The following is a 26,662-nucleotide window of genomic DNA, read 5'->3' as shown; positions in this document are numbered from 1 at the left end:
TTTGTAGATACATTATTTGTATTATGCATAGCCCTACTATTTAAAACATTAACAAAAATCAAAAATTAATTTTATTTAATTTATTTACATCATAAAACCTAGTCTATTCAGGCTCTCAGAGCAATTTATTAAAATAACTTTATTTTGAATAAAAAACTTAATGCATATCTTGCATCAACCCATACTTACTTGCATTTCTCATCCAAGATAAACATTGATAAATATTAGCCATAGGTTATGGCAGTAATATTTAGGTTAATAATTATTTTAATGCCAACCTATATGTTAAATAAATGAAGGATTATAAGCATTTATTGATTTTTATTTTATAAAAAAGCTAATGAAATGCAGGGGTATTAAAATGAAAGGTTTAATTGGTGTATTAGGTGGTATGGGACCTGCCGCTACTGTCGATTTATTTAATAAATTCGTTAATTATACCGTAGCAAATAGAGACCAAGAGCATATCCCTTTAATTATATCATCTATTCCTGATATACCAGATCGAACAGAGGCGCTATTAAACCGTGGTGAATCTCCTCTACCTTTAATGACTGACTATCTAAAAAAACTAGAAAATGCAGGTGCTGAATGTATTGTTATTCCTTGTAACACCGCACATTATTGGTTTAGTGAACTGAAAGATATTTGCCACGTCGATATGCTAAGTATTGTTGAGACAACAATGAAAGAAGTGCTAGCAACCAAGAAAAAAAATATCGGATTACTTGCAACAAATGCCACTATGTATATGGGGTTGTATCAAAAAAATATAGAAAATAAATATTTAAACTGCATCACGCCTGATAAAGAAAGCCAAGACAAAGTTATGGAAAGCATTTATTTATTAAAATCAGGAAATAAAAAAATGGCTGAGGCCATTATGAAAAAACAAGCTGAGGCATTATTCTCCCGAGGTGCAGAAATTATTGTTCTTGGCTGCACTGAAGTTCCCGTCATTCTTGAAAATGAAATAAATAATTATCCAGATAAATATATCGACTCAACCAGTACCTTAGTCAGAGCAAGTATTCACTGGTATGAAAGTAGAGTCGGGAAACAAAATTTAATGATAAATAAAAATATTTAATTTTATATCAAATATCAAAAATTAATTTTTAATATTACTAATGACAATATATTGTCTATTGGAGACGATTATGGTTTGGCTAGAAATCATTGTTGTATTAGGTGCAATATTCTTCGGTATAAGGATGGGGGGAATTGGTATAGGACTCTGCGGTGGATTAGGATTAGCAGTTCTAACCATTGGGTTTGGTTTACCTATTGGCTCCCCACCTGTTGATGTTATTTTAATTATTATGACCGTCGTGGTAGCAGCATCTGCATTACAAGCTGCAGGTGGAATGGATTATCTCGTACGCCTCGCCAGTAAGTTTATGCGTAAAAACCCTAAGTACCTGAATATTATAGCGCCAATCATCACTTGGGTGATGACTATCATGGCTGGTACAGGCTTCATTGTTTTCTCTATGCTACCAGTGATAGCCGAAATCGCAAAAGATTCAGGCATTCGCCCATCCCGAACATTAGCAGGCTCAGTGGTTGCATCACAAATTGCTATTTCAGGTTCGCCAATCAGCGCCGCAATGGCAGCAATGTTGACAATAATGGAAGGTAATGGCGTTACTTTCATCGTTGTCATGTCAGTCTGCTTACCTGCCTCTTTTGTTGCAGCCATGGTTGCGGCATTTATCGCATCACGCCAAGGCTGTGAACTAGAAGACGATGAAGTTTATCTTGAGCGCTTACAAAAGGGCTTAGTCCATAAATACGAAGAAAAAACAGGTGAAAGTACCACCAGAGAAAAGTTTTCAGTTGTCTTGTTTATCATTGCCACTGTCGCGATTGTCATCCTTGCTGCCTTTCCGCAATTGCGTCCCGGCTTTGATATCGGTAAACCTATGGGCACTCGCGATATTATTATCATCTGCATGTTAAGTGCTGCATGTTTGATGGTGATATTCTGTAAAACATCACCAAACTCAATCGTTCTAGCACCCACTTTCCGTTCAGGAATGAGTTCACTTGCAGTGATATTGGGTATTGTTACCTTAGGGACGACATTTGTTGATGCACACATGGAGCAAATTAAAGCGATAGCTGGAGATGTGTTATCTGCATATCCTATTTTATTAGCTTTAGTTCTGTTTTTTACCTGTGCATTGTTATATTCACAAGGTGCCACAACACCATTAATTATTCCGTTAGCTATTGCCTTAGATGTTCCCACATGGGCAATTTTGGCCTCTTTTGTCGCCGTCACCGGGGTATTTGTCTTACCCACTTACCCAACATCATTAGCAGCAATTGAATTCGACTCAACAGGGTCTACTCGGGTTGGAAAATATATTTTAAATCATCCCTTTATGTTACCAGGCCTAGGTGGAATTATTGCAGGTGTCGCCTTCGGTTTTATCATTGCACCAATGATTGTCTAACATAAAGACGTGAGGCTTCCACATATTTATAACAAGATAACAAAATGATTTTATTGACAAAATGAAGTTAAACTTTGGCTCTATTTGGCTTTATACTTTGCAAGATTGGCAAAATACAATAACAAAGTATAAAGCTGTTTTTTTATGCCTTCTTCAATGTTCATTAGGTATATCTGCAAAGAAAATATAATTAACAGCACGTAAAAATACCCCATTACTCTATTCAATTTTTTAAATTAAATTTTATAAATTAAAAATAACGTTCTATTAACCATTTTGCGTCTCTTTATTTAATGTAAATTTAATTTGCTTTCATATAAAAATGTGAGCTGAAATGTTTTTGCATAAATTATCCACTTCTGAAAATAGTTAAAATAATTATACTCGGCTTCATATTCATTTCTTGAAAAACTAAAAAAAGGAATGAAATAAGATTTTTATTATAATTTTCATTGTGTTACAAAATCATTTTTGACAGTCTCATTTTCCAATGAAAGTACTCAATTAGGTGACTAAAATTAGGGGTTAAATCACAAATTTTAGTTTTTTACATTCATACTTTCAAAAATGACGACGTCGTCATATTAAAAAGAATTTATTTTATCTATAACATTAAACAACCATTTTTCTTACATACATATCATTATTGATAGTTAAGCGTTAAAAAACTAAAGCAAATGCGTTATAAAAAAACGCTTAATGTTGACGTCAACATTAGGGTTAACAACTAGAAAGAGGTTTTAGAACATGAGTAACCTACCTGAAAAAATGAAAGCTGTTGTTTGTCATGGACCGCATGATTATCGCTTTGAAAACATTAAAAGACCGACGCCAGGATTTAGAGAAGTTGTCATCAAAGTTGATGGATGTGGGATCTGCGCTGGCGACTGTAAAGCCAATGATGGCGCTCAAATGTTCTGGGGTGATGACCCATGGATTAAAGCACCTGTAGTTCCTGGCCATGAATTTTATGGGCGCGTTGCTGAACTCGGTGAAGGTTCCGCTGAAAAATTCAAATTAAAGGTAGGCGACCGCATCTTAGCTGAGCAAATTGTCCCGTGTTGGGAATGCCGTTTCTGTAAATCAGGCAAATATTGGATGTGTGAAACCCATGATATTTACGGTTTCCAAAAAGAAGTTGCCGATGGTGGTATGGCTGAATATATGCGTTTTTCAGAGCGTGCCATTATCCACAAAATCCCTGATGAACTATCTGATAAAGATGCCGCATTAATTGAACCGATGGCTTGTGCTATCCACACCGTACGCCGTGGTGATATCGATTTAAATGACGTCGTCGTCATTGCTGGTGCAGGCCCACTTGGGCTATGCATGATCCAAGTCGCCAAATTAAAAACACCGAAAAAATTGGTTGTTATTGATGCGATTGATGAACGTCTTGAATTAGCGAAAAAATTTGGTGCAGATGTTGTTATCAATCCACTGAAAGAAGATGCCATCAAATTAGTCAAAGATATGACGGAAGGCTATGGTTGCGATGTTTATATTGAAGCAACTGGCGCCCCAATTGGCGTTACTCAAGGGCTAGAAATGATCCGTAAGCTTGGTCGTTTCGTTGAGTTTAGCGTGTTTGGTAAAGAAACAACCGTTGACTGGTCAATCATTGGTGACCGCAAAGAACTTGATATCCGCGGAGCTCACTTAGGCCCATATAGTTATGAAGTCGCTATTGACCTATTTAGCCGTGGCTTAGTTAGTGCTGATGATATCGTTACCCACTTCTATTCCATCGATGATTGGGAAGAAGCTTTTGTCATGGCGAAATCGGCAGACTCAATTAAAGTCGTCATCAAGCCATAAACATGTTTTTAACTGGTAGTAATAATTGATAATTCAAATAAACACTAAATAAGTAAAAACCCTACATATAATTAAACGCTCTTTTAGGAGAACATCTTATGCTGAGTAAATTTAAAAAGTTGGCTGTAGCTGCAAGTGTACTGACTTTAGGTATGGCTTTTAACGCTACCGCTAAGCCAGTTTCAGTGGGTATGTCATTTCAAGAATTAAACAATGAATATTTTGTCACCATGAAGGAAGCCTTAGAGAGCGCAACAGGTGATATGGGTGCCCAACTATACATCTCTGATGCGGCTCATGATGTATCAAAGCAAACCAGTGATATCGAAGATATGTTACAGAAAAAAATCGATATTCTGTTAATTAACCCGGCCGATAGCGTTGGTGCAGAAACAGCTGTACTGGCTGCGAAAAAAGCGGGCGTTGTGGTTATCGCTATTGATGCACAAGCAAATGGCCCAATTGACTCTTTCGTCGGTTCTAAAAACTATGATGCTGGCTTAATGGCGGGTAAACGTTTAGGTGAAGCATTAGGCGGCAAAGGTGAAGTGGCTATTTTAGATGGTATTCCTGTCGTACCAATTCTTGAGCGTGTTCGCGGCTTTGAAGCAGCGATGAAAGAATACCCAAATATTAAAATCGTAACTAAATTGAACGGTAAACAAGAACGTGATACTGCGATGAACGTTACCGAAAATATGCTGCAAGCGAATCCAACTCTCAATGGGATCTTCAGTGTTAACGATGTCGGTTCTTTAGGTGCACTAGCAGCGATTGAATCTTCTGGCCGTGATGTCAAATTAGTGAGTGTTGACGGTTCTCCTGAAGCTGTTGCTGAAATTGCCAAAGGCAACTCTCCATTTATTGCAACTTCAGCGCAATTCCCTCGTGATCAAGTGCGTATTGGTTTAGCAATGGGCTTAGCAAAATACTGGGGTGCCAATGTTCCTAAAGAAGTCCCAATTGATGTTAAATTGATCGACAAAACCAATGCAAAAGATTTCCACTGGTAATCGCTAGTTATCAATAACCGATGTATTGCACCTGTATTTCTGATGTTCGGTGCAATACATTTTCATAAATATTAATTATTAAATGCATATTGGAATAAAAATTCCAAATGGCTTTGTTACCCATTTTTAAGCAGTTGAGAAATATAGGGAAGCAATATGATGCAATTATTAGCATTAAAAGATGTCAGCAAAACTTTCCCTGGGGTTAAGGCGTTAGATAATATTAATCTTTCCCTCGAAAAAGGAGAGGTTCACGCATTATTAGGTGAAAACGGCGCAGGTAAATCAACGCTAATGAAAGTGTTATGTGGAATACATAAACCTGACAGCGGACAAATCCTGATTGAGGGCAAAGAGCACACCTTTCATAACTACAGAGATGCAATCAAAGCTGGCGTAGGTATTATTTTCCAAGAATTTTCTCTTATTCCTTATTTAAATGCTTTTGAAAATATATTTTTAAATCGAGAGTTAAAAAATAAGTTTGGTTTATTAGATAGAAAATTAATGCGAAAAAAATCACAGGAAATCTTAGCTGAGCTGGGTGTCAACATTAATATTGATGAACCTATTAGCCATTTAAGTATCGCGGAACAGCAGTTTGTTGAAATCGCAAAGGCATTATCTTTAGACGCTAAAATTTTAGTATTAGATGAACCAACTGCAACATTAACCCCCAATGAAGCAAATCATTTATTCGATGTAATGCGTGATTTAAAAGCTAAAGGGGTTGGAATGTTTTTTATTTCACATCATTTAGAAGAAATTTATGAAATCTGTGACACCATCAGTGTACTGCGTGATGGACAATATATTGGGTCACGTAAGGTTGATGAAACAGATTTAGACGTTATCATCGAAATGATGGTTGGCCGTGAAGTTGAAAATATTTATCCTCATAAACGCCAATTCAACGAGCAAGAAGTCATCTTAGATGCTGAAATTCAGCGCTTCTCATATAGCCCAACTAACCACCTTCAATTAAAAAAAGGTGAAATTCTGGGGCTTGCGGGGTTGGTCGGTTCCGGTCGTACAGAGACTATTCTTGCCATGATTGGTGCTGACAAAGCATACAAGAAAAAAGTTATTTTAGAAGGCAAAGAAGTTAAAGTTAAATCGGCTGCAGCTGCGCTGCAATTAGGTATCGGTTTATTACCCGAAAGCCGAAAAACCCAAGGTCTTGTATTACCCTTCTCCGTTAAAGAAAATATATGGTTAAACAATCACGCTCAAAAATTATTTTTAATTCAAAATAAAAAAGAACTCACTTTATCTATTGATCTAATTTCCCAAGTAAAAGTTAAAACACCAGAGCCTCACACTGCGGTTTCTACTTTAAGTGGTGGAAATCAACAAAAGGTTGTTATTGCTCGCTGGCTAAATAAACAAGCCAAAATTCTTATTTTCGACGAACCCACTCGAGGAATTGATGTCGGGGCAAAATCAGAAATTTATCAGTTAATGCGCTCTCTAACTGAAAAAGGAATTTCCATTATTATGATTTCATCGGAGCTACCAGAAGTTATTGGTGTCAGTGATAGAGTTTTGGTTTTTCGAGATGGCGAAATTGCCGCTGAGTTAACTGGAGATGAAATAAACTCAACTCAGATCATGGTACATGCGGCCGGCAATATTATATAGGATAACGACTATGTCTAATCAAAGTGCAATTCCATTAACTAAAAATAAGTTTAGTTTTTCTAAGTTAACTAAAATACCTGCATTTTTACCACTTGTTGGTTTAATTCTTTTATTTGTCTGCATGTCCATTTTTAATGAACATTTTTTAACTGTAAATAACCTTTCTACTATTGCTCGTCAGGTTTCTATTAATGCCATTATCGCTATCGGTATGACATTTGCTATCTTAACTGGTGGAATTGACTTATCCGTTGGTGCTGTTATGGCACTTTCTGGAACCTTGATGGCTGGCTTAATGAAATATTATGGAATGGATCCTTATGCAGCCATTGCTCTGGGGTTATTATCCGGTGTTGCTTTTGGCTTTATTAATGGGATTTTAGCGGCTTATGGTAAAATGCCGCCCATCATTGTCACCTTGGGTGCCATGATCATTGCTAAAGGCCTCGCCTTAATTTATACCGGTGGCTACCCAGTTTCAGGATTACCTCAAGAGTTTGCTTTTTGGGGACGAGAAGAATTAATGGGGATCCAAGTTCCTATTTTATTAATGCTTGGCCTTTATCTTATTTTCTATGTTGTACTAAATCATGTCTCTTTTGGCCGCTATATTTACGCGATAGGCGGTAATGAAGAAGCCGCTCGTCTCAGTGGTATCCGCGTTGAACGTTATAAAATGTTAGTTTACGTCATTAGCGGTTTTACTGCGGCTTTCGCTGGGTTAATATTTACCTCTCGAGTCATGAGCGGGCAACCCAATGCAGGCGTAGGCTTTGAGTTAGATGCAATTGCTGCAGTCGTACTCGGCGGTGCTTCAATCGCAGGGGGCCGTGGTATGATCATTGGCACACTCATTGGCGCAATGATCTTAGGTGTACTCAATAATGGTTTAAATTTATTAGGTATTTCACCTTATGTTCAATATATTGTAAAAGGCCTAATTATTTGGGGGGCGACCTTAATTAGTTCAATGAAACGCTAAATGAATAGTTTCTCATAACCATTAAAATAGGCAGGTATCGTTACCTGCCTATTTATATTTTTCATACATTAAATTACATGTATGTTAACTGTGCTCATATGCAACTCAAATTCTTTAGAGTACATATAAAAATCATAACGTACTTTATTTCTGATTCTTATTAATAAACAACAAGTTTCCCATCAACAAATATTTGTTTTGTTTTATGATCTTTATGTGAATCTCGTTCTATCTCAGAAAACAATAACTCAGTTGTTAATTCACCAAGATATACCGAATCATGGTGTACACCAGAAATAGATAAATGGTAAGTATCTGCATAGGGAGGTAAATCAACAGAAAAATAGCGGCAAGAAAGGCCTAATTCTAAAATGATTTTATACATTCCAGCTGTAATAATTCCATTCAACCCAACTATATACATATTAGGTGTGTACAGCTCTTGGACTTTTTTCCTTAAATAATCTTCATCATTCTTATTAAACATATAGCTACTGTATAAGACATTGATGCTTTTTCTATTTGGAAAATTTTCATATATCCCCGCTAAACGGGATAAACTAATTTCGGAGCCTTCTGGCCCTGAAACAATAAGTGTATTCTCACTATTTTGTTGGTTAAGAAATTTTCCTGTTAAAGCACCTATTTCAAAGTTTTTCAAGAATAAACCCGAATACTTATTTTGATAACCATAAATTGAACGGTCAACAAAAACCAAAGGCACATTGTGTTGGTCAATTAATGATAAGTAACTTGGTTGATAGTCTTTATCGTCACGAACTGGCGATAGTAGAATACCGCTCGCCTTGTAACTGACTAACGTTTCAATTGCTGTTTTTTCTGCTTTTTCATCGCTATCTGAATCAAAAATCATGACTTGATAGCCTTTTTCTTTCGCTAAGCGTGAAACTGTTTGAATAAGCACCACATAAAATGGGTTAAATGTACTGTCAGTGACCACACCTATTATACGGCTATTTTTATTTTTCAGATTACGCGCAAAAAGGTTTGGGACATAATTGAGTTCTTGCGCAATAGCTAATATTTTATCTCGAGTTTCTTTCTTTACCATCTCAGGATGATTAAATGCTCTAGAAACTGTAATATCAGTTACATTAGCACGTTTTGCTATATCAATTATCGTTGTTGAGCTATCTTGTTTTGTCATAATTATACTAGTCAACCTTTAATGATTACCCGGAAGAATATATTAGCAATCCATTTTGCTATTATCTGGGTAGATAAAATGCGATTATTCATTATACCTCTTTGAGCTTGAAGATAAATCAATTTAACTTTCATTAAGGAGAATAAATGACTGATAATTCAAAATAGTGACACATGCCGCATGAATTATAAAAAACCACTTAATTGCTTGATATTTAAAATCTATTTTAAATAATATTTAATTCAATCAGTACTGATAAAATCAACCATAGAGCAACAAAGATAACAACACTTGAAAATAATATTTGGATAGCCTTATTGGAAATATAATGCGTTATTAATCGACCAATTAATAAACCAATAACACAAGAAGCAATGAAAACAAGACTAATTTCTTTAGGGTACTGGAACCCATTCCAGACATTAATGAAAATACTAATACTACCAATACAAAAAATGACCATTAATGATGTTGCAATAATACTCTTCATATTTAAATTAGTGAATTTTCGCAATGCAGGAACAATAATAAAACCACCTCCCACACCTAACAGCCCAGTAAGTAACCCAGTAACAACACCAATGCCCCCCAAGATTAAAGCAGTTTTAGTATTCCAAATAAATTTTCCAGTGTCTTTATTAATTATACAATGAACATCATTCTGCACATCTGCTCGATTGAAAAATATACGGCATCCGACGTAAATCATAACGAAACTAAAAGCAAGCGTTAACCAAATTGGTGGGGTAACATGGGCAAGATAAACACCATATTTAGCGGAAGGAATGCTCAATAATGCTATCCAAATAGCCGCTTTATAGCGAATGTTATTTTTTATAAGGCCCTGAACAACACCAATAAATGCAGCAATTGTAACCGCTAAAAGACCAACGGGTGCCGCTAATGCCACACTCCAATTTTGGCTTGCCATTAACGCTGGAACAGCAAGAATACCACCACCGGCTCCCGTTAAACCAAGTAGGCAACCTATCAATAACCCTTCTAATATCAGTATTAGCATTGTGAATGACTTATCATTATTTTCAAATATATTCGCTGAGCATTAACGCTTCCCAAGTGCTTTATTCAATACCATTAATGCACAATTAAATGACACTTCTCCAGCAATAATATCGATTAAACGAGTATCTTGGAAAATCGCAATTGTCGGCACTGATTTTATACCATATTTAGGAGCCAAAGTGGGTGACTGAGCAATATCCACAAGACCAAAAACAATATTATTTTGTTGAAAATGCTCAGAAAGTTTAATGAAAATAGGGTGCATGCTTTTACAAGGCAAACACCAAGACGCCGAAAAATAAACAACTACCGTTTGATGCTCTTCCTGACCTAGAGGGTAAAGTGTGCTTGAGAAATTATCACTATCTAACTGTAAGATATGAGGCATTATACGCTACCTTTTTATACATTTTTTCTTGAACTAACATACTGAAGTGATGCTTCAGATAATATATCACCTCTTATCCATTAGTTGTTCAATATTATTGATAAATTAAATATTACCTAAAAATCAATTGGTTGAGTTAAATTTAATCATAAAAAAATACACGTGTGAAAAATAATAAGTAGTTAAAATAAAATCTGTATTCATTTAACAAAAAATAACCATACAATATATATACGCTACTTTTATTTTTTATTATGCATTAATTTTTTGTTTGTGAATATTCTTGTCGTTATAGTAACGACGTCGTTTAATATAACTTAAAGGTGTTCATAATGAAAAATAGACTATATCTTTTACTCTTATTAATATTTAGCCCTTCAATTTTTGCTCATTTAGATTCTGCTTATTACAGAAGCGCTTCTGATGGATTTACGGCGAAGCCTAAATGGATGGATACTCTTAGAGATGATATAATGCTTTCCGAAATAGCATTACCTGGGACTCATGATAGTGCTGCATATAAAAATTTTGTAGATAGTGTGTCAACACAAGCATTAAATTTTGACCAACAATTAGAATATGGTATTAGAGTATTTGATATCAGGGTGAGGCATACGAGTAATGCATTTGCCCTACATCATGGTAGTATATTTCTTGATGTTATGTTTGGTGATTTTATGAATTCCATTAATATTTTTTTATCAAAAAACCCTTCTGAAACCATTATTTTTAGGTTAAAACAAGAAATAGCCCCTGACAATAATAACACTCGCCCCATGAATAAAACATTAGAGTATTACATTGAATTATATAAAGATAAATATTTTAATTTACAGTCTATGGATACAAAATTAGGTGATGTTAGGGGAAAATATATGATACTTAGCAATAATGCTGCTTTTCATAATTATGGTTTAGCTTACGAACTTACAAGTATACAAGATAATTTCCATTTAAAAACCAATTGGCATTTATATTCAAAATGGGAGGCAGTAAAAACACAATTAGACCGTGCAAGTAATGGAAATAATAATAGAATCTATATCAATTACTTGAGTGGCTCTGGCGGTTCGTTTCCTTATTTTGTTGCAAGCGGGCATTCATCTCCAGGTACCTCAGCACCCCGTCTTTCTACCGGCTTAACCACTCCAGGATGGAAAGATAGTTATCCGGATTTCCCTAGAACATCTTGTGCTGGTATTTGTACAATTTCCTTTGAAGGTACAAATATTCTAACTCGAGATAAATTAAAATATTATAATAGCCTAAATATGAAACGCTCTGTCGGGATAATTATGGCTGATTTTCCTGGTGAGTCTTTAATAAGCCATGTAATAGATAATAATAAGAACCTACGAAAATAATTATTTTAAAATAAAGCATATAAAAGAATAAATTTTTTCCTTTATTTTTAATAATATCCAAACAGATTTTATTTTAACTAGAAATTTATTACAAAATCACTTAACACCCAAATTTCTAATTTGCTATTTGGCTGGTGAGAGATAAGTTTATTAATGCAAGTCCCAGTATTTTCTAAGACTTGCATCCGTCCCGCAATATCCGTGATTTGTTTGCCTAACTGCTAATGACCGCACCATCGAGCTGGGCGTGAATGCCAGCGGTCACTTCTGTGTCGGTATAAAACTGGCTGTCACTCTTTTCAAATCCGCTGCCTTTATTCACACTCACATTGACATTCCAACCGCCTGTACTGATACCCGCACCGATTGAGCCACCTTTACTTTCATTTTTGCCACCCACCGTTTGCGTATTCGTCGCACTGGTCAGGTTAATATCATTTTTGGCAGTTATCCGGGTATTTTGTCCACTGATCTCACCTGAAAGTTGATTAATAACGGTCGTTGTGTTTAAAGCCAGTTCGCCAAGACTAGAAAATAAACAAGGAAAAACAATTTATTGATTTTCGGCTGATAACACAAAGCGGGAAAAAATACGCTTTATCCCGCTTTGTCAACAACCTCAAGGGCAGTTTTACTTTGCCCTTATATTCTGTGAAAGGAAAAATATCTAACTATTACTTATATTCAGTTTCAATGCAGCGGCGATAGCGAGAGGAGAAAAGGTAATGCTCGCTGCAAATAACGCGGCAAGAATGGCAAAATAGCCATCGAGAGGCATTTTAAAGCTATGTGCCTCCATCGTACCCGTTGCATAAATAAGCACTGGAATATAAAGCGGCAAAACGAGCAGACTAACTAAAACCCCGCCTTTTTTTAAGGAAACCGTTAATGCCGCACCAATCGCGCCAATAAAACTTAATACCGGCGTCCCTAGTAATAAAGTACCCGCCAACACCAATAGCGTGTCTGCACTAAAAGACAACATTAATGCCGCAACCGGAGATAACAAGATCAATGGCAACCCAGTTACTAGCCAGTGGGCGATCACCTTAGCAAATACGGTTATAAATAAAGGATGTGGCGCAAGTAACAATTGCTCAAGGGAGCCATCAAGATAGTCATCCTTAAATAAACGCTCTAGTGATAATAGTGAAGACAAAATAGCCGCGACCCAAAATACCCCAACGGCAATACGCGCTAATAATTGAGGCTCAGGACCGATACTAAGCGGAAATAATGTGATAACAATTAAGAAAAACCACAACGGGTTAACGAGCTCAGAAAAACCTCGGAAAGCAATTTTAAGCTCCCGTTTAATTAATAACCAAAACATGATTCAACCCCACCCGTCAGTTTTAGTGAACCAAATTGCCCTGACATCGCTTGGTGAGAGGTAAACAAAATAATCCCCCCCTGCTCTGCATGCTGATGAAAACGTTCTGTTAAACGAGCGACTCCCGCCACATCAATTGCGGTGAAAGGCTCATCAAGTATCCACAGAGGGGCTTCGCTTAGCCATAGCCTGGCTAAATTAACGCGCCGTTGTTGCCCTGCAGAAAGTTGGCTAACAGGAATATCTTCATAACCGATTAATGAAACTTCCTCTAAAGCAGACCAAATCCGCTCGCCTTCATGCCCTTTATGGTGCATTTGATAATAAAACTTGAGGTTTTCATAAGGTGTCAGTAACGATTTAACCGCAGGTTTGTGGCCTAAATAAAGTAAATGGCGAGTGAATTCTTCTTTTAGCTTATCAATCGATTGATTATTCCAACAGACCGCACCTTCATCAGGTTTTAATAACCCAGCCATCATACGTAGCAGGGTTGTTTTTCCCGCTCCATTAGGCCCTTCAACTTGTAAGATTTCACTGGGCTGCACAATAAAATCAAGTTGATGGAATAACACCCTATTTTGCCGATGGCAACTCACTTGTTGAGCACTTAGCATGAAGCACAATTCCTGTTGTTTTTATTTTGAGGTTAGCTTTTTGCAACTTTGTTCAACAGCATATCACTAATAGAGTCACTCGATATTGCTTCACCGCAAAGCACTTGCATCAAAACCTCTGAACCTAAGGTCGATAATGAAAACAACATATCAGGTTTAAGTAAGCGAACTTTATCCATATTACTTTCTTGATTAATTAACACCACGGTTTTCACCGTGCCCTCAACACCCGCTTGTTCTTTCACGCCCAATAGGGCAAAAGTGCTGAGCGAATCGCTATCCGTCATCACCAGTACGCACTTAGCATGTTTTACGTTTGCTGCTGCTAGCAATTCCGAACTGGTGGGGTCGCCCGTTACAATGTTATCTTTTTCTGGATAATGGCTACGATGGTTTTCTTGGCAAATCACGGCTACAGGTAGCTCTCGTTTTTTCAGCCCTTGATAAACATTGACGGCCATCGGTGTGCTACCAATCACCACATAATGATTTTTCATATAAGAAAACCTCTTACGCACAATTTCTTTCGTGCCTTTTGCTAACACCCCAACAATATAAACCACTGAAGTGGTAAAAATTGTGATCCCTAAAATAATCACTGTCACCGTGAACACACGCGCATCCACGGTGACCGGTACAATGTCACCAAACCCGACCGTCGTCATGCATACTAAAGCAAAATAAAAGGCCGTAGTGCCATCTTTAACCACTGGCGAAAATTCATTACCAATGTATAAAGTGCCAAAAATGGAGTAAAGCAACAATGCGATAATACACGTGATCGCCACAAACCCTGCACTAGTTAAGCTATGATGATGATATAGCTTCCAAAACACACACAATGCAATTAATAAAAAGAGCGAGAAATAACCTTGGTGAATGTTTTCTTGCGCTAACCTCAAATCAACAAATGAAATAATTCCAAGTAAAAATAATGAGAACACCCAGGCGATACGGGCTCCATTAACCATAAATAGCGATAGGAAGATAAGCGAAATCCCCAATAGAAAACGAGGAATATCCAGCAGTTTCATAAAACCGAGTGATTTCAACCACTGTGTCAGCCCAGACTCACGCCAATCAATATAGTCGGTATAAGCACTTAACACAGGCTTTAGAATCATTGTGCCATCAATAATAATTAATAATGAGAGCAGCACCCTGATTGATAAGGATGATTTCAAAAAAGCCACAAATGAGTTGTCTAACATAAGTTGCTCTCACCCTTTATTGATAATGTTGGTCAAATTTTTATACACCATAAATAGGTTAAAAGATAATATCAACTGAATGAAATATTATTAAACAATAATTCAAGATTTTACTGTTTTAGTATCAACGTATAAAACATTGTCTATAATGCAATATCATAGAAACAGTTTCGAGCTGTAACTTGGCTCAGAAGTGCAGTTAACCCCCTGCATCTTGAAAGATGCCGATTCATACTCTAAATATTTCGAGAGGCAGGTAGGCGACAAATGACGATAGGCAAGGAGCATAGGTAAACTATGTGACTTGGCGAGCGGAGTACAGTTAACACCCCTGCATCTTGAAAGATGACGAGTATGGGGAACTTAAATTACATCTTCATATCTAAAAATCGATTTCTCAATTATTTTTCAATTCGACTTAACAATAATAGAAAACAAGAGTTTAAAAACCTATGAGTAACACTACACACTCGGAAAAGTTTAGCTGGACCTCTCTGTTCTGGTTACTAATCTACTTTTGGTATTTTTCATCGTTATTACAGCTGTATGTGCTCGTAACAGGGCAAAGTAACTCCATTGGCCTTAGAGACTCACTACTTTATAGCTCCCTTTGGCTAATTCCTGCTTTATTGTTCCCAAAAAGAATCAAATTAGTTGCTGGGGTGATAGGTATTGTTCTTTGGCTATCCTCTGTTGTCGCACTCGCCTATTTTGTGGTTTATGGCCACCAAATATCGCAAAGTGTCATGTTCGTCATGTTTGAAACTAATACCAATGAAGCTGGTGAATTTCTTAAGCAATATTTTAGCTTCAAAGTCCTAGGCGTCATACTCGCCTATACTGTCGTGGCAATTTTCCTTTGGACGCGTCTAAAACCTGTCACATTACCCAAATCAGGGCGAATTGGTATTTCATTACTGATTTTAGTTATTTTATTCGGAATTCCTTATTATAACAAAGGGATAAAACAAGACCGACCAATGGCTAATGTTGCGTCTTATTTGAATAGTAAACTCGCCTATGCTGCACCATGGCAATTTGTTAGCGGTTACTTTTTATATAAAAACCAGTTGGCAAACATGGAAGAGCTAATCCGTGACAACAGTAAAATTCCGCCACTAGAAAACTTCGTCGATGCAAACGGTGATACTCCACGTACATTTGTATTAGTGATTGGTGAATCCACCAGCCGCGATAGAATGAGCCTGTATGGTTATTCACGCCCAACCACGCCTGAGTTAGAAGAACTTGCAAGGGATTATCCTAACAACTTATCAGTATTCAATGATGTTGTGACATCACGACCTTATACCATTGAAGCGCTACAGCAAATTCTGACGTTTGCGACACAAACTGAACCTGAATTGTTCAATTCACGCCCTTCTATCATGAATATGATGAAGCAAGCGGGCTTTAAAACGTTTTGGATCACCAACCAGCAGACAATGACTGAACGTAATACCTTATTAACCGCATTTTCTCGCCAAACAGATAAGCAATATTATTTGAATAATGATATGGCTCAAAGCTCACGTATTTATGATGACGTGGTTTTTTCTCCATTCAAAGAAGCACTTGCAGACCCTGCTGAAAAGAAATTTATCGTTGTTCATCTGTTAGGGACTCATATGCGCTATGAATTCCGCTATCCTGAAGATAAAGCTATTTTCAAAGACAAAGATAGCGTAGTTCCCGCTAATTTAAATGAGGATGAAGTAAAAGATTATAATGCGTATGATAACGCACAACATTATAATGACTATGTTGTTTCAACATTAATCAAAGACTTTGATTCTTCAAAAGAAAATGGTTTTTTGGTATTTTTCTCGGACCACGGTGAAGATGTTTATGATACCCCACCTCATGAAATGTTAGGGCGTAGTGAAGGTAAGCCGAGTAAGGTCATTTATAATGTGCCTTTCCTAGTTTGGCAATCACCCGAGTGGTTATCAACTCATCAATTTGATTTGAATGATAAAACAACTCGACCGTTCAGTAATATGGACTTTATCTATGCATGGTCTGATTTAGCAGGTTTAAATTATACTGGATTTGAACCTGAAAAAAGCCTGTTTAATGAGTCATTTAAGCCTCAGCCTCGTTATATTGGTGACCCAGATAATAAATCTTCATTAATGCTCTATGATGATTTGAAAAAGTAATTAAGCCCCTGTCGGTGAAATATTTTTTGTATTTCACCGACCTATTCATTTAAGCAATGACTTTTAGATGCTGTGCATTTTTGCGGTTTATTTTACCATCTCGCAAAATAAACGTGACTTCACCGCGCCAAAATTCAGCCAAGAAAATATCATTTATTGATTCAATGCCTTGTAATTCAATTTGCTGCATTAACCAGCTTTCATCTCTTTCGATGGACTCCAAACCATAGCTTCTAATAACCCCTTCTTTTATCAGGATCACTGATGGCATATTTTTTTCATCGCAAATAATAGTTAACTGCCCATCGGGCTCTATTTGTGCATAATAAATTTCTTGAAAAGAGTGGATTCCTTGCGCATGAATTCGAGATGAAATATTGATAAGGTCTATCTTATTGGATTTCTCTAAAATGTTTTCCATTATAAATTGGCCTTTTTTAATAATGGGTATGGGATTACCAATCGCCACATTACGAAAAAAATTAAATCTTTTTGTTAAAAAGTTTAAAAAGCTAATAAACAAAACACCAATAATTAAAATAGTCACATACTGGTACAATGGGATAGTATCACTGTAAATCACCCCGCCAATAATGCCCCCTAAGACGAAATTACCAATGAAATCAATAGGAGTCATTTGAGAAAGCTGCGTTTTTCCCGATAGGTTCATATGAGTGATAACAATGGCAAAACCGATAATAAACTTTAAAATAATCAACGAATAATAGTACGCCATATTGCTATTCCTTTGTTATCTAAAACATACATTTGTTTTCATTATTTATTTAACTATTAAGTTTCGAACAGTTTAGCTTGATTATCTACTTTTTATAACGCTATAGCATGGAACAAACGATTATTTTCCCAAAAAATAGGTTTCAACCCAAATCCAAATTCGAAAAATATCTTTATATTTCATCATGTTATATATTTGTTTTATAATACTCTTAATTTCAACTATAGTTAAATATACACATTGGCAATCATGCCAATATCGGGCTTTAATAATGTTTTTACCTACATCGTGCTAAGGATATGTTTATGAATATAAAACTCATCACTTCACTTCTTTTCGCGGGTCTTGTTACTGTTATCGCTGGTTGTGATGACTCATCCAAACCAAGTGATACCGTTAAACAAGCAGAAGAAAAAGCCCAGCAATTAAAAGAAGATGGTGAACAAAAAGCCAATGAGCTAACTAAAGATGCGCAAAATAAAGCTGAAGAGTTGAAACAAAACGCGTCAGAGCTAAGCCAAGAAGTCAAAACAGATGCGATTAATAAAGCCGATGAAGTGGCAACCGATATGAAAGAAAAAACGGAATCGCTCAAAGCAGAAAATGACGCTGAAACTGATAAAAAATAATTTCCTCCTCAGTTCTCTTCAAGAATGTGGGCTTTAAATGCCTGCATTCTTATTTGGTGCCAAAAAAAACAACAAAACCCGCCTAACTAGTTCGCCATTCCACGATATAATTACACTTCTTATTCATTAGCAACTAGGAAAACTAATGCAAATTAAACACAGTATTGGGTACGCAAACCCAGAACTCCTTACCGATGCTTTCAGCCTGCGCCAACAAGTTTTTACTCAAGAGCAGGGGTTCCCCGCTGATATCGATGTCGATGAATATGATGAATCCGCATTACATGTAGTTTTGTATTTAAATGATCAGCCAGCAGCTGTATTACGCTGCGTACTACTTGAAGACACTCTCATCAAAGTTGGTCGTGTCGCAGTACAAAAGCCACACCGCGGCAAAGGGCTTGGACGTGAACTAATGAAATTTGTAGAACAATATGGTCGCTCCCACCATTACCCTAGAATTGCTCTTTCAGCACAACATACGGCCATTGATTTTTACCATACCCTTGGGTATCAAACTGAAGGTGAAATGTATGATGAGGACGGAATGAACCACATTTACATGACATTATCTTTAGAGTAATAATTGCCCTTGAATTAAATTCTCTCGTCCCTATATTGATAGAAGGTCAAGATTCAATCAAATAGAGGTGAATAATGGCAAATGGTTGGGCAAATGAAGATGCCGTTCAAGAACAAATTGATGCCACTCTTGATGATGCGGTAGCGAAAGCGCGACGGCAATTACACTCCGGTGAAAGCGCCGAGTTTTGTGAGGAGTGTGGTGAAGCCATTCCTGAAGCCCGCCGCTTAGCATTGCCCGGCGTTAAATTCTGTATTAACTGCCAAAATGAATTAGATAAAAAACAATCTGCATTTAGTGGTTATAATCGACGTGGCAGTAAGGATAGCCAATTACGTTAGTTACATTTTCATCCCAATTTATCTGTGCTTTTTACTTACCTAGCACTTACTTTCACGTATTTGCGTTAACTTATTGGTAAAACATGTAAATAGTGCATCATTAACTATTAATTTAATGATAATTAACATGATATTTTCATCCCTTATTTAATCTTATTTCCCACTTTTGTTGATCATTCATCTATATCATGGCAGTATAACCGCCTATTTTTTAACTTATGAAGGTGGCAAAGACTCGGATTTCATTACTACTTTAGGCAGTTTAGCCTGTCATCAACACCATATTATTGTTCTTTCTATCTTGTTTCCTTAGGGAACCTTTTCGCAATTATTCATTGTTTCATTAAGAAGGACAGCGCGTTGCATACTTTGTCAATTTCGGTATGCCAAAAATAAAATAAAACAAAAGAAGGTTGTTATGAGTCAAATTGCTACTGATTCTAAAAAAGTTCGTTCTAAAATTAGTCCCCCTGTGTTTTATAGCTCTGCCATTATTATTTTGGTTATCGTTGGCTTTGCCGCTTTGATGCCAGAAGTCGCAGAATCTCATCTAAGTCATCTTCAACAAAATTTATTTAATAACGCAAGTTGGTTCTACATTCTTGCTGTCGCTATTATTCTTTTGAGTGTGACTTATCTGGGACTCTCCCGTTACGGGCAAATAAAATTGGGGCCAGATCATGCCCTACCAAATTTTAGCTATGTATCATGGTTTGCGATGTTGTTCTCCGCGGGTATGGGGATCGGCTTAATGTTCTTTGGGGTTGCTGAGCCTGTCATGCACTACCTCAACCCGCCCGTCGGTGAAGCACAAACGGTTGAAGCCGCTAAAGAAGCTATGCGCTTAACGTTCTTCCACTGGGGGCTACATGCTTGGGCTATCTATGCCATTGTCGCGTTAATTTTAGCGTTTTTTAGCTATCGTCATGGCCTCCCTCTGACATTACGTTCAGCCCTTTACCCCATTATTGGTGAGCGAATTTATGGCCCTATTGGTCATGCGGTTGATGTCTTTGCCGTTGTCGGTACCGTATTTGGTGTTGCCACTTCTCTCGGGTTCGGTGTGCTACAAGTAAACGCAGGTTTAAACCATTTGTTTGGTTGGCCTGTGAATGAAACTGTGCAGGTGATCTTAATTATCACCTTTACGGGTTTAGCGACACTTTCTGTGGTTTCGGGCCTTGATAAAGGTATCCGTATTTTATCTGAACTCAACCTTGGCCTTGCTTTCTTATTACTGGTACTTATTGTTGCTTTAGGGCCAACAGTACTTCTGCTTAAATCTTTCGTTGAAAATACGGGGGGTTATCTATCAGAGATCGTCACTAAAACCTTTAATTTATATGCGTATGAACCTAAGTCCAGTGGCTGGTTAGGGGGTTGGACCTTACTGTATTGGGGTTGGTGGTTATCATGGTCACCATTTGTCGGGATGTTTATTGCACGTATCTCCCGCGGCCGCACCATCCGTGAATTTGTCATGGGCGTATTATTCGTCCCTGCAGGGTTCACATTGATGTGGATGACGTTCTTTGGTAACACGGCGATAGATTTAATCAAAAATAAAGGCGCAACACTATTAGCAGATACGGTACAAGCTGATGTGTCTCTCGCTTTATTTGAGTTTCTTAATTACTTCCCATTTTCTTCTGTGCTCTCCTTTTTTGCTATGTTGATGGTAATTGTATTCTTTGTTACTTCAGCAGATTCAGGCGCTATGGTCGTTGATACCCTAGCCTCTGGTGGTGACTCAAATACCCCAATTTGGCAGCGTATTTTTTGGGCTGGGTTAATGGGTGTCGTTGCCATTACCATGCTGTTAGCTGGTGGTTTGCAAGCCTTGCAAACACTGACAATAGCCAGTGCGCTACCGTTTGCGATGGTGTTATTGGCCTCTATTTATGGGTTATTTAAAGCACTTCGAGTTGATGCGTATAAACGCGATAGCCAGCAATTAGCGACCATCGCCCCAACCGCCAGTCGTAACCCTATTCCATGGCAAAGGCGTTTACGTAACATCGTATATTTCCCTAAACGCGCGCATGTTAAACGCTTTATGGAAGAATCTGTGAAGCCATCAATGGAAATGGTATCGGAAGAACTGGCCAAACAAGGTACTGTATGCCATATCCATACTGACAAAGATGACCGAATAGGTTTTGAGGTCGATTTAGGCGACGATATGAACTTTTTATACGAAGTTCGCCTCCGTTACTATATTCAGCCCTCTTTTGCCTTAGCGGGTATGGGCACAGAAAGTGATGATGAAAAGAGTGAAGAACAACGCTACTACCGCGCTGAAATTCACTTAAAAGAAGGTGGGCAAGACTACGATGTGATGGGCTGGGCAAAAGAGCAGATCATTCACGATATTCTTGATCAGTACGAAAAACATATTCACTTTTTACACTTGTTGGGTAAGTAGCCCAAAAAGAGTGAGATTGAATATTAAAGACTGAAGTTTACACAGTAGTAACCGCCATCGTTACGTAAAGATGGCGGTTATTTATGATTATTTCCTAGCTTTGCCTTGTTTTATTTTTTCGCTTAATAGCCCATAACCTTAGTCATGGTACATACGCGGAAAATACTCACTAATTTTATCGTTATCCAGTAGCCTATCTTTTGTGAAATCAATAGTATCAGATATCGCAATTCCATGGCGCAATTCTTCAGGAAAGTCTTCAATTGAAGCATAAATAGTCGGCATCAAATAACGAAAATAATCCCCCATCTTAGTTTCACCTTCATAGCCGACAGGGTAATCATCTCCAGGGTTATTGCCTTCTATCGCTTGATAAATAAAAAAACCTTTATTGACTGTCAGATTAGTATCACTGTAATGTCCCGAAGTCATTAACTCATTTTCTATGCACTCTTCAACTTCTTTTTTCGAAGATAGATGTCGATAAAGACATGATGAATATAAATCTAAAATAGCTGAGCCACCTTTATTGAGGGGATAATTTACAAAGGTTGCTGATTCTTCCCACATGTATTCATTTAAATCATTCAAAAGCTCTGTAACATTATTAATCGCCAATAACGATTTAGGTAAATCACCAAAACCATTATTAATCATGACTGCAATTTTTCCGTTTTTATCCATGGCAAACCAAGTAAAAACCGAACCAAAGCTAGGTTTCCAATTAATATCTAACATACTCATCTATCTACTCCTGTTGGCCATGTAACTAGGCAATTGTCACATGTTTCTTTTATTGCTTTTAGCGAAATTGTATCTTTTCCCCAAACCTCTCTAGGCCTGACCGCTTGGGTAAATCGGATATTTTCTGGCTTAACTCCTTGGCGGATCAACGAGTCTGCTGCTGATACCTCAGCACAGGCGCCCACTTTATTTTTACAAAATGTTGTATATTCAGCTATTTTAACACCAAGTTTTTTCTCAACATAAATTACAGTGTCCTTGTTCAGCATTTCAGCTGAAATTTTACCATCGCTGTATCCAATAGCTATCTTCCCCGTTACAGGATCATATGCACCTATCATGGTGGCTGTATTTGCAGCCTGCGTCTTAGACGGGAGTCTATTAATTTCCGCAACCAATTTGTTAGTCGCAGAGGCATGTAATTGCTCTTTTTCTATGATGGGGATTAATTTAGAGGTATTAAGTTTGCCAGATGTTAATAACTCCTTTGAGGTAGTTGGTATTGCATTTTTTAATGATTTAAGTGCCTCCTCAGAGTTCGCTACAACCTTAAAGCCAGCGGCTGTAGAGGTTCCATAAGTAGCAGCCGCTACAGCAATGGCAATCACAGCACCTACGACTGGATTAAGGCTTTCAGTTTTTATATCCCACTGGCTATAAGCATCTTTTACAACAGCCCAATTGATGTTTTTGTTATTTTTAACGTCCCCGAGCCACTCATACCCCGGAGTGCGACTTAATATGGCTAGCGCCTGCTCGAATGACTGTCCTTCTTTGGTTTTGACATCCGCAGTGATCCCTTTATTCGCATCAACCGTCAACTTGCCACCAATATGAAGGCTGGGTAGAATCCATTTATCTGAGGTATACCCTTTATTGCGCTGTGTAATATAAAACCCGTTAGAATTTGTAATCACCTGTTCAAATTGCGAGTTTTTGACAGCCTTAAAATTCACCTTACCGGTTTGACTGGTGATTTTGGCATTCTTGCCCGTATTAATTTTGGTGGCTTCTAAGGTGACATCATCCTTGGCATATAGGTTAATATCACCACCTGCGGTAAATTCAGTGACTTTATTGGTTTTATCACTGCGTGTTTTTCTCACTTCCTTTTTCGTGATACAAAGCGTCCATCTATTGCATTTCTTTTTATACTCTTCGAAGTAACTGCTTTCCTCCATGGCTTGGGCATAGAGATACCCACCTTTTGCCGCAATATCCATCGCGCCTTTGGCAATGAGACGAGACGCTTGGAAAAGAATGCTCCCCTCAGACAAAATGGTCAGCGTTTTACCACTGTTAATTTCAGTGCCAATTTGGCGATATAACTCTTCATATGTTTTCCCTGACTGTTTTCGATAATTCGTTTTAACCGACTCTAACCGTACATTTCCCCCGCTTGGTCGCCACCAAAATCAACAATCCCCTGATATGTCTCAGACGTTACACTCGGAATAACCGATTCTGGCTTAACATTGTCATAAGATGGTGTTTTAAACGATGCACTCGGCTTTTTATCCGTCATTTCAATCTGTAATGCCGGTTTACCTGGTGCAATTTCAACAGAATATACACCTGGTCGCCCAGTTTTTTTAGCTTGAACAACATTGACCTGTTGCGGGTTTTTAGTCATTGCGGGCGTAACTTTATTCTTTTCTGGCGAAACAACCTGTTCAACCACAACCTTAGCCGGCACTGTTTTTTGACGAGAAATATCTTTAACGGGCATATCTGTCACGATGCTGACAGGAAGAGCCGTTAATGAATATGTTTGACTCTGTAATTTCTGATTAGCGACTAAATTGGCTAATTGTTGCTGATGTTCCCGAAAAGCAGGGTCCATTGTATCTAAAGCAATAGGGGTAGGTGTAAGTAAAGCACCAACGGCAGTTAAACGACCAGCCATCGGTAAGCTACTCTCCAATAACCCAGCCAAACGGGCAAAAGGCGAAGTGAGTGCAGTCGTATTAATTGTAATACCCCACGTTCCCTCAACTATCGCTATTTGGGACGGAATCGTCATTAACATGGCTGAGGCAATAGCTTGTTTTTCCGGCGTTTTGCTGAAATTCACCGATGAACCATTCCCTCCACCGCCTGAGTTACCGCCATCCCCATTACCTTCCGGACCAGTGCCTTTTCCGCTGTTATCATTTCCACCGTACGGATCATTCTCAGAACTCCATCCTGAACCATCTGAAGCATGTACACCCATAAAAATTTCCTTTTTTTATTAAGAATCCGTTTCATGGCACTGTGTAAATACACAGTTAAGTTAAATTAAATATAAACCTAATTCATGAATAAGAAAAAATACTAATGAATATTATTTTTGTTTGCATTACTTTTTACCTTCGCTTTCCTGCTCCCTCATCCACTCTTCATGAAATAAATCATCCTGCAGAAGGTAGCAATTGATTTTCTGTGTAGCCATAAGGCGAAATCATGAATAACGGTAAATATAATAAACGCCATATAATTTGATTATTTGTCATGTTGTTTAAGTTTTTGTCATTAACAGTCAGTTAATAGTAATGTAACTTATTCTCATTAACTGTTTTTAGATAAAAAATATTCACTATGACTAAAATTGAACACTTTCCTGTTTAATACGGTTTTTTGTGTTTATTTCATTCCATTATTTCGGTTAATACTTCATTAAAGATAATATTTAATATTACACACTGAAAATCAATCGATTGATTTTATTAGAAAATAATTTTGCTGAAGACTTTGTCACAAGTAGCCCTACAGGTAATTTCACAATTGCAAAAAAGGATATGACAGTGGGGAATTTAGCGTTTATCTAATGAGTATAAGTAAAGTTCGATTGCAGTGAATCTACAGGGAAAGGGAATTATTCAAGTGATAACTATACTCTAAATAATTCGAATTGTAGGAGCAGCAATTGAAGATAGTCAGATGAGCATACATCAGTATGTGACCCAAATAACCGAAAGAAGCCAACACAGCTAGAGCTCGAAATATGACGAAAATTTAGGCACTTTTCCGCTTATTCATCTCACGTATGTAACCCAAATAACCGAAATATGGCCAATGATTAAATTTCTAAATAGTTCGAACTCTAGCAAGGCGGCAATTGAGGATAGTTTGGGGAGCATACATCAATATATGACCCAAATAGCCGAAAGAAGCCAACACAGCTAGAGCTCGAAATATGACGAAAATTTAGGCGCTCTTTCTCTTATCAGCAGCGATATTACTATAATCTGGACTCTCTAAAGCGATTAGCTCATCCAACAACGCAGTTAATTGCTGCATTTTCTCTGGTGAAAATGCCAGCTCTATTTTTTGATAGCCTTCTTCCACTTCCTGCCGTGCTTTGTCATAGAGCTCTTGCCCTGCAGGTGTCAAAGAGACATATAATTTACGTTGGTCATTCAACGGTTTTAAGCGGAAAATTAAACCTTCGCGCTCCATACGGGTTAGGATCCCCGTTAAACTTGGGCGCAGAATACAGGTTTGAACTGATAATTCATGAAAATCAATTGAACGCTTATCAGCTAAAACTCGAATGATACGCCATTGCTGTTCAGTCAAATTATACGACTTTAATATCGGCCGGAAAAAACCCATTGCGGTTTCTCTTGCCTGCAATAATGCAATTGTCAATGATTCATGCATAAGATTAAAACTCACCACTTAATTAACGTTACTTAACCCAATTTTGGCATTTTATGGCAGTTGCCATTTCGCTTTGTTGGCCCTGTACTTTGATGAAATCACATACCATAACTATGAGCTTTCACATCACCAGTTTGCCTTATTTAAGAGTAGCACGGTCAAATAACAATCTCAAAGAAAAACCCTAAAATATTAATGAGTAAATAATTTAAAAACTCACTTTTAAGTTAATTTTTTGTAAATCAAAAAAAATTTAAAAAATAATAATTTCTTTTATAACATCAACTTACAAAAAGATAACTTAATTATGTTAATGAGATCACAATTAAAATTAACATTTCCATAAACCTATTGCTAATTTCAAAATTATACTT

Annotated in this window: 24 protein-coding genes; 12 read left to right on the top strand and 12 right to left on the bottom strand. The window is 37.3% G+C overall.

The annotated features are described in order from the left end of the window. The first annotated feature begins 361 nt into the window (after positions 1–361). The 6 genes from ACU696_RS06295 (at position 362) to ACU696_RS06270 (ending at position 7,919) form a co-directional block, all read left to right on the top strand. A complete protein-coding gene (locus ACU696_RS06295; protein ID WP_109911951.1) occupies positions 362–1,090 on the top strand; it encodes an aspartate/glutamate racemase family protein in 729 nt (242 codons plus the stop codon). 70 nt (positions 1,091–1,160) lie between these two features. After that, positions 1,161–2,462, top strand: a complete 1,302-nt coding sequence (locus tag ACU696_RS06290) for an anaerobic C4-dicarboxylate transporter (protein WP_164528468.1) — start codon at positions 1,161–1,163, stop codon at positions 2,460–2,462. 747 nt (positions 2,463–3,209) lie between these two features. After that, entirely contained in the window at positions 3,210–4,283 is a 1,074-nt protein-coding gene (locus ACU696_RS06285; RefSeq protein WP_004914213.1) for a zinc-binding dehydrogenase, read from the top strand. Positions 4,284–4,435: 152 nt separating this feature from the next. Further along, entirely contained in the window at positions 4,436–5,296 is an 861-nt protein-coding gene (locus ACU696_RS06280) for an ABC transporter substrate-binding protein (RefSeq protein ID WP_370661211.1), read from the top strand. Between the two features lie 156 nt (positions 5,297–5,452). Beyond that, complete coding sequence (locus ACU696_RS06275; RefSeq protein ID WP_109911950.1) at positions 5,453–6,937, top strand: sugar ABC transporter ATP-binding protein; 1,485 nt, start codon at positions 5,453–5,455, stop codon at positions 6,935–6,937. A gap of 10 nt (positions 6,938–6,947) precedes the next feature. Further along, positions 6,948–7,919, top strand: a complete 972-nt coding sequence (locus ACU696_RS06270; RefSeq protein WP_004905244.1) for an ABC transporter permease — start codon at positions 6,948–6,950, stop codon at positions 7,917–7,919. A gap of 160 nt (positions 7,920–8,079) precedes the next feature. On the opposite strand, the gene ACU696_RS06265 is transcribed toward ACU696_RS06270, so the two are convergent. The 3 genes from ACU696_RS06265 to ACU696_RS06255 all read right to left on the bottom strand — a co-directional run bounded on the left by ACU696_RS06265 (position 8,080) and on the right by ACU696_RS06255 (position 10,498). After that, positions 8,080–9,087 carry a LacI family DNA-binding transcriptional regulator gene (locus ACU696_RS06265; RefSeq protein WP_109911949.1) on the bottom strand — a complete coding sequence of 336 codons (1,008 nt, stop codon included), beginning with the start codon at positions 9,085–9,087 and terminating at the stop codon, positions 8,080–8,082. Between the two features lie 226 nt (positions 9,088–9,313). Further along, complete coding sequence (locus ACU696_RS06260) at positions 9,314–10,108, bottom strand: sulfite exporter TauE/SafE family protein (protein WP_164528466.1); 795 nt, start codon at positions 10,106–10,108, stop codon at positions 9,314–9,316. A gap of 42 nt (positions 10,109–10,150) precedes the next feature. After that, the gene (locus ACU696_RS06255; protein WP_117162832.1) at positions 10,151–10,498 is read right to left on the bottom strand and encodes a thioredoxin family protein; all 348 of its coding nucleotides are present in this window, start codon (positions 10,496–10,498) and stop codon (positions 10,151–10,153) included. Between the two features lie 332 nt (positions 10,499–10,830). Between ACU696_RS06255 and ACU696_RS06250 the strand changes: the two genes are divergently transcribed. Beyond that, complete coding sequence (locus tag ACU696_RS06250) at positions 10,831–11,862, top strand: phosphatidylinositol-specific phospholipase C (RefSeq protein ID WP_004914233.1); 1,032 nt, start codon at positions 10,831–10,833, stop codon at positions 11,860–11,862. Between the two features lie 214 nt (positions 11,863–12,076). On the opposite strand, the gene ACU696_RS06245 is transcribed toward ACU696_RS06250, so the two are convergent. From ACU696_RS06245 to ACU696_RS06230, 4 genes are all read right to left on the bottom strand, one after another. Then, the gene (locus ACU696_RS06245; protein ID WP_247602663.1) at positions 12,077–12,379 is read right to left on the bottom strand and encodes a hemagglutinin repeat-containing protein; all 303 of its coding nucleotides are present in this window, start codon (positions 12,377–12,379) and stop codon (positions 12,077–12,079) included. 150 nt (positions 12,380–12,529) lie between these two features. Next, entirely contained in the window at positions 12,530–13,195 is a 666-nt protein-coding gene (gene ccmB, locus ACU696_RS06240; protein WP_004914238.1) for a heme exporter protein CcmB, read from the bottom strand. Beyond that, positions 13,180–13,812, bottom strand: a complete 633-nt coding sequence (gene ccmA / locus ACU696_RS06235; protein WP_004914240.1) for a cytochrome c biogenesis heme-transporting ATPase CcmA — start codon at positions 13,810–13,812, stop codon at positions 13,180–13,182. The genes ccmB and ccmA overlap by 16 nt, the downstream gene beginning before the upstream one ends. 32 nt (positions 13,813–13,844) lie before the next feature. Further along, positions 13,845–15,023 carry an ion channel gene (locus ACU696_RS06230; protein ID WP_004914242.1) on the bottom strand — a complete coding sequence of 393 codons (1,179 nt, stop codon included), beginning with the start codon at positions 15,021–15,023 and terminating at the stop codon, positions 13,845–13,847. A 452-nt stretch (positions 15,024–15,475) separates the two neighbouring features. Between ACU696_RS06230 and cptA the strand changes: the two genes are divergently transcribed. Continuing rightward, positions 15,476–17,185 carry a phosphoethanolamine transferase CptA gene (gene cptA, locus ACU696_RS06225; protein ID WP_109911944.1) on the top strand — a complete coding sequence of 570 codons (1,710 nt, stop codon included), beginning with the start codon at positions 15,476–15,478 and terminating at the stop codon, positions 17,183–17,185. A 49-nt stretch (positions 17,186–17,234) separates the two neighbouring features. On the opposite strand, the gene ACU696_RS06220 is transcribed toward cptA, so the two are convergent. After that, positions 17,235–17,921, bottom strand: coding sequence for a DUF421 domain-containing protein (locus ACU696_RS06220; protein ID WP_004914249.1), 687 nt, complete (start codon positions 17,919–17,921; stop codon positions 17,235–17,237). A gap of 305 nt (positions 17,922–18,226) precedes the next feature. Here ACU696_RS06220 and ACU696_RS06215 point away from each other — a divergent pair, with 305 nt between their 5' ends. The 4 genes from ACU696_RS06215 (at position 18,227) to ACU696_RS06200 (ending at position 21,899) form a co-directional block, all read left to right on the top strand. Then, positions 18,227–18,550, top strand: coding sequence for a hypothetical protein (locus tag ACU696_RS06215; RefSeq protein WP_004914251.1), 324 nt, complete (start codon positions 18,227–18,229; stop codon positions 18,548–18,550). A gap of 145 nt (positions 18,551–18,695) precedes the next feature. Further along, positions 18,696–19,133, top strand: a complete 438-nt coding sequence (locus ACU696_RS06210) for a GNAT family N-acetyltransferase (RefSeq protein WP_209102219.1) — start codon at positions 18,696–18,698, stop codon at positions 19,131–19,133. A gap of 74 nt (positions 19,134–19,207) precedes the next feature. Beyond that, complete coding sequence (locus ACU696_RS06205) at positions 19,208–19,474, top strand: DksA/TraR family C4-type zinc finger protein (RefSeq protein ID WP_109911943.1); 267 nt, start codon at positions 19,208–19,210, stop codon at positions 19,472–19,474. Positions 19,475–19,892: 418 nt separating this feature from the next. After that, positions 19,893–21,899, top strand: coding sequence for a BCCT family transporter (locus tag ACU696_RS06200; protein ID WP_004914264.1), 2,007 nt, complete (start codon positions 19,893–19,895; stop codon positions 21,897–21,899). A gap of 138 nt (positions 21,900–22,037) precedes the next feature. Here ACU696_RS06200 and ACU696_RS06195 read toward each other — a convergent pair whose 3' ends face one another. The 4 genes from ACU696_RS06195 to hpaR all read right to left on the bottom strand — a co-directional run bounded on the left by ACU696_RS06195 (position 22,038) and on the right by hpaR (position 26,288). Then, positions 22,038–22,643, bottom strand: a complete 606-nt coding sequence (locus tag ACU696_RS06195; RefSeq protein ID WP_123382472.1) for a hypothetical protein — start codon at positions 22,641–22,643, stop codon at positions 22,038–22,040. Beyond that, complete coding sequence (locus tag ACU696_RS06190; protein ID WP_336298647.1) at positions 22,640–23,866, bottom strand: hypothetical protein; 1,227 nt, start codon at positions 23,864–23,866, stop codon at positions 22,640–22,642. The genes ACU696_RS06195 and ACU696_RS06190 overlap by 4 nt, the downstream gene beginning before the upstream one ends. A gap of 155 nt (positions 23,867–24,021) precedes the next feature. After that, positions 24,022–24,858: a colicin-like bacteriocin tRNase domain-containing protein gene (locus ACU696_RS06185; RefSeq protein WP_209102221.1), complete on the bottom strand. Its 837-nt coding sequence runs from the start codon at positions 24,856–24,858 to the stop codon at positions 24,022–24,024. Positions 24,859–25,832: 974 nt separating this feature from the next. After that, positions 25,833–26,288 carry a homoprotocatechuate degradation operon regulator HpaR gene (gene hpaR, locus ACU696_RS06180; RefSeq protein WP_004905292.1) on the bottom strand — a complete coding sequence of 152 codons (456 nt, stop codon included), beginning with the start codon at positions 26,286–26,288 and terminating at the stop codon, positions 25,833–25,835. Positions 26,289–26,662: the final 374 nt, after the last annotated feature.

The sequence above is a fragment of the Providencia sp. PROV_01 genome, assembly GCF_053098325.1.
Note: the sequence above shows the minus strand (reverse complement) of the source record. Positions and strands in the feature narration are given on the sequence as shown.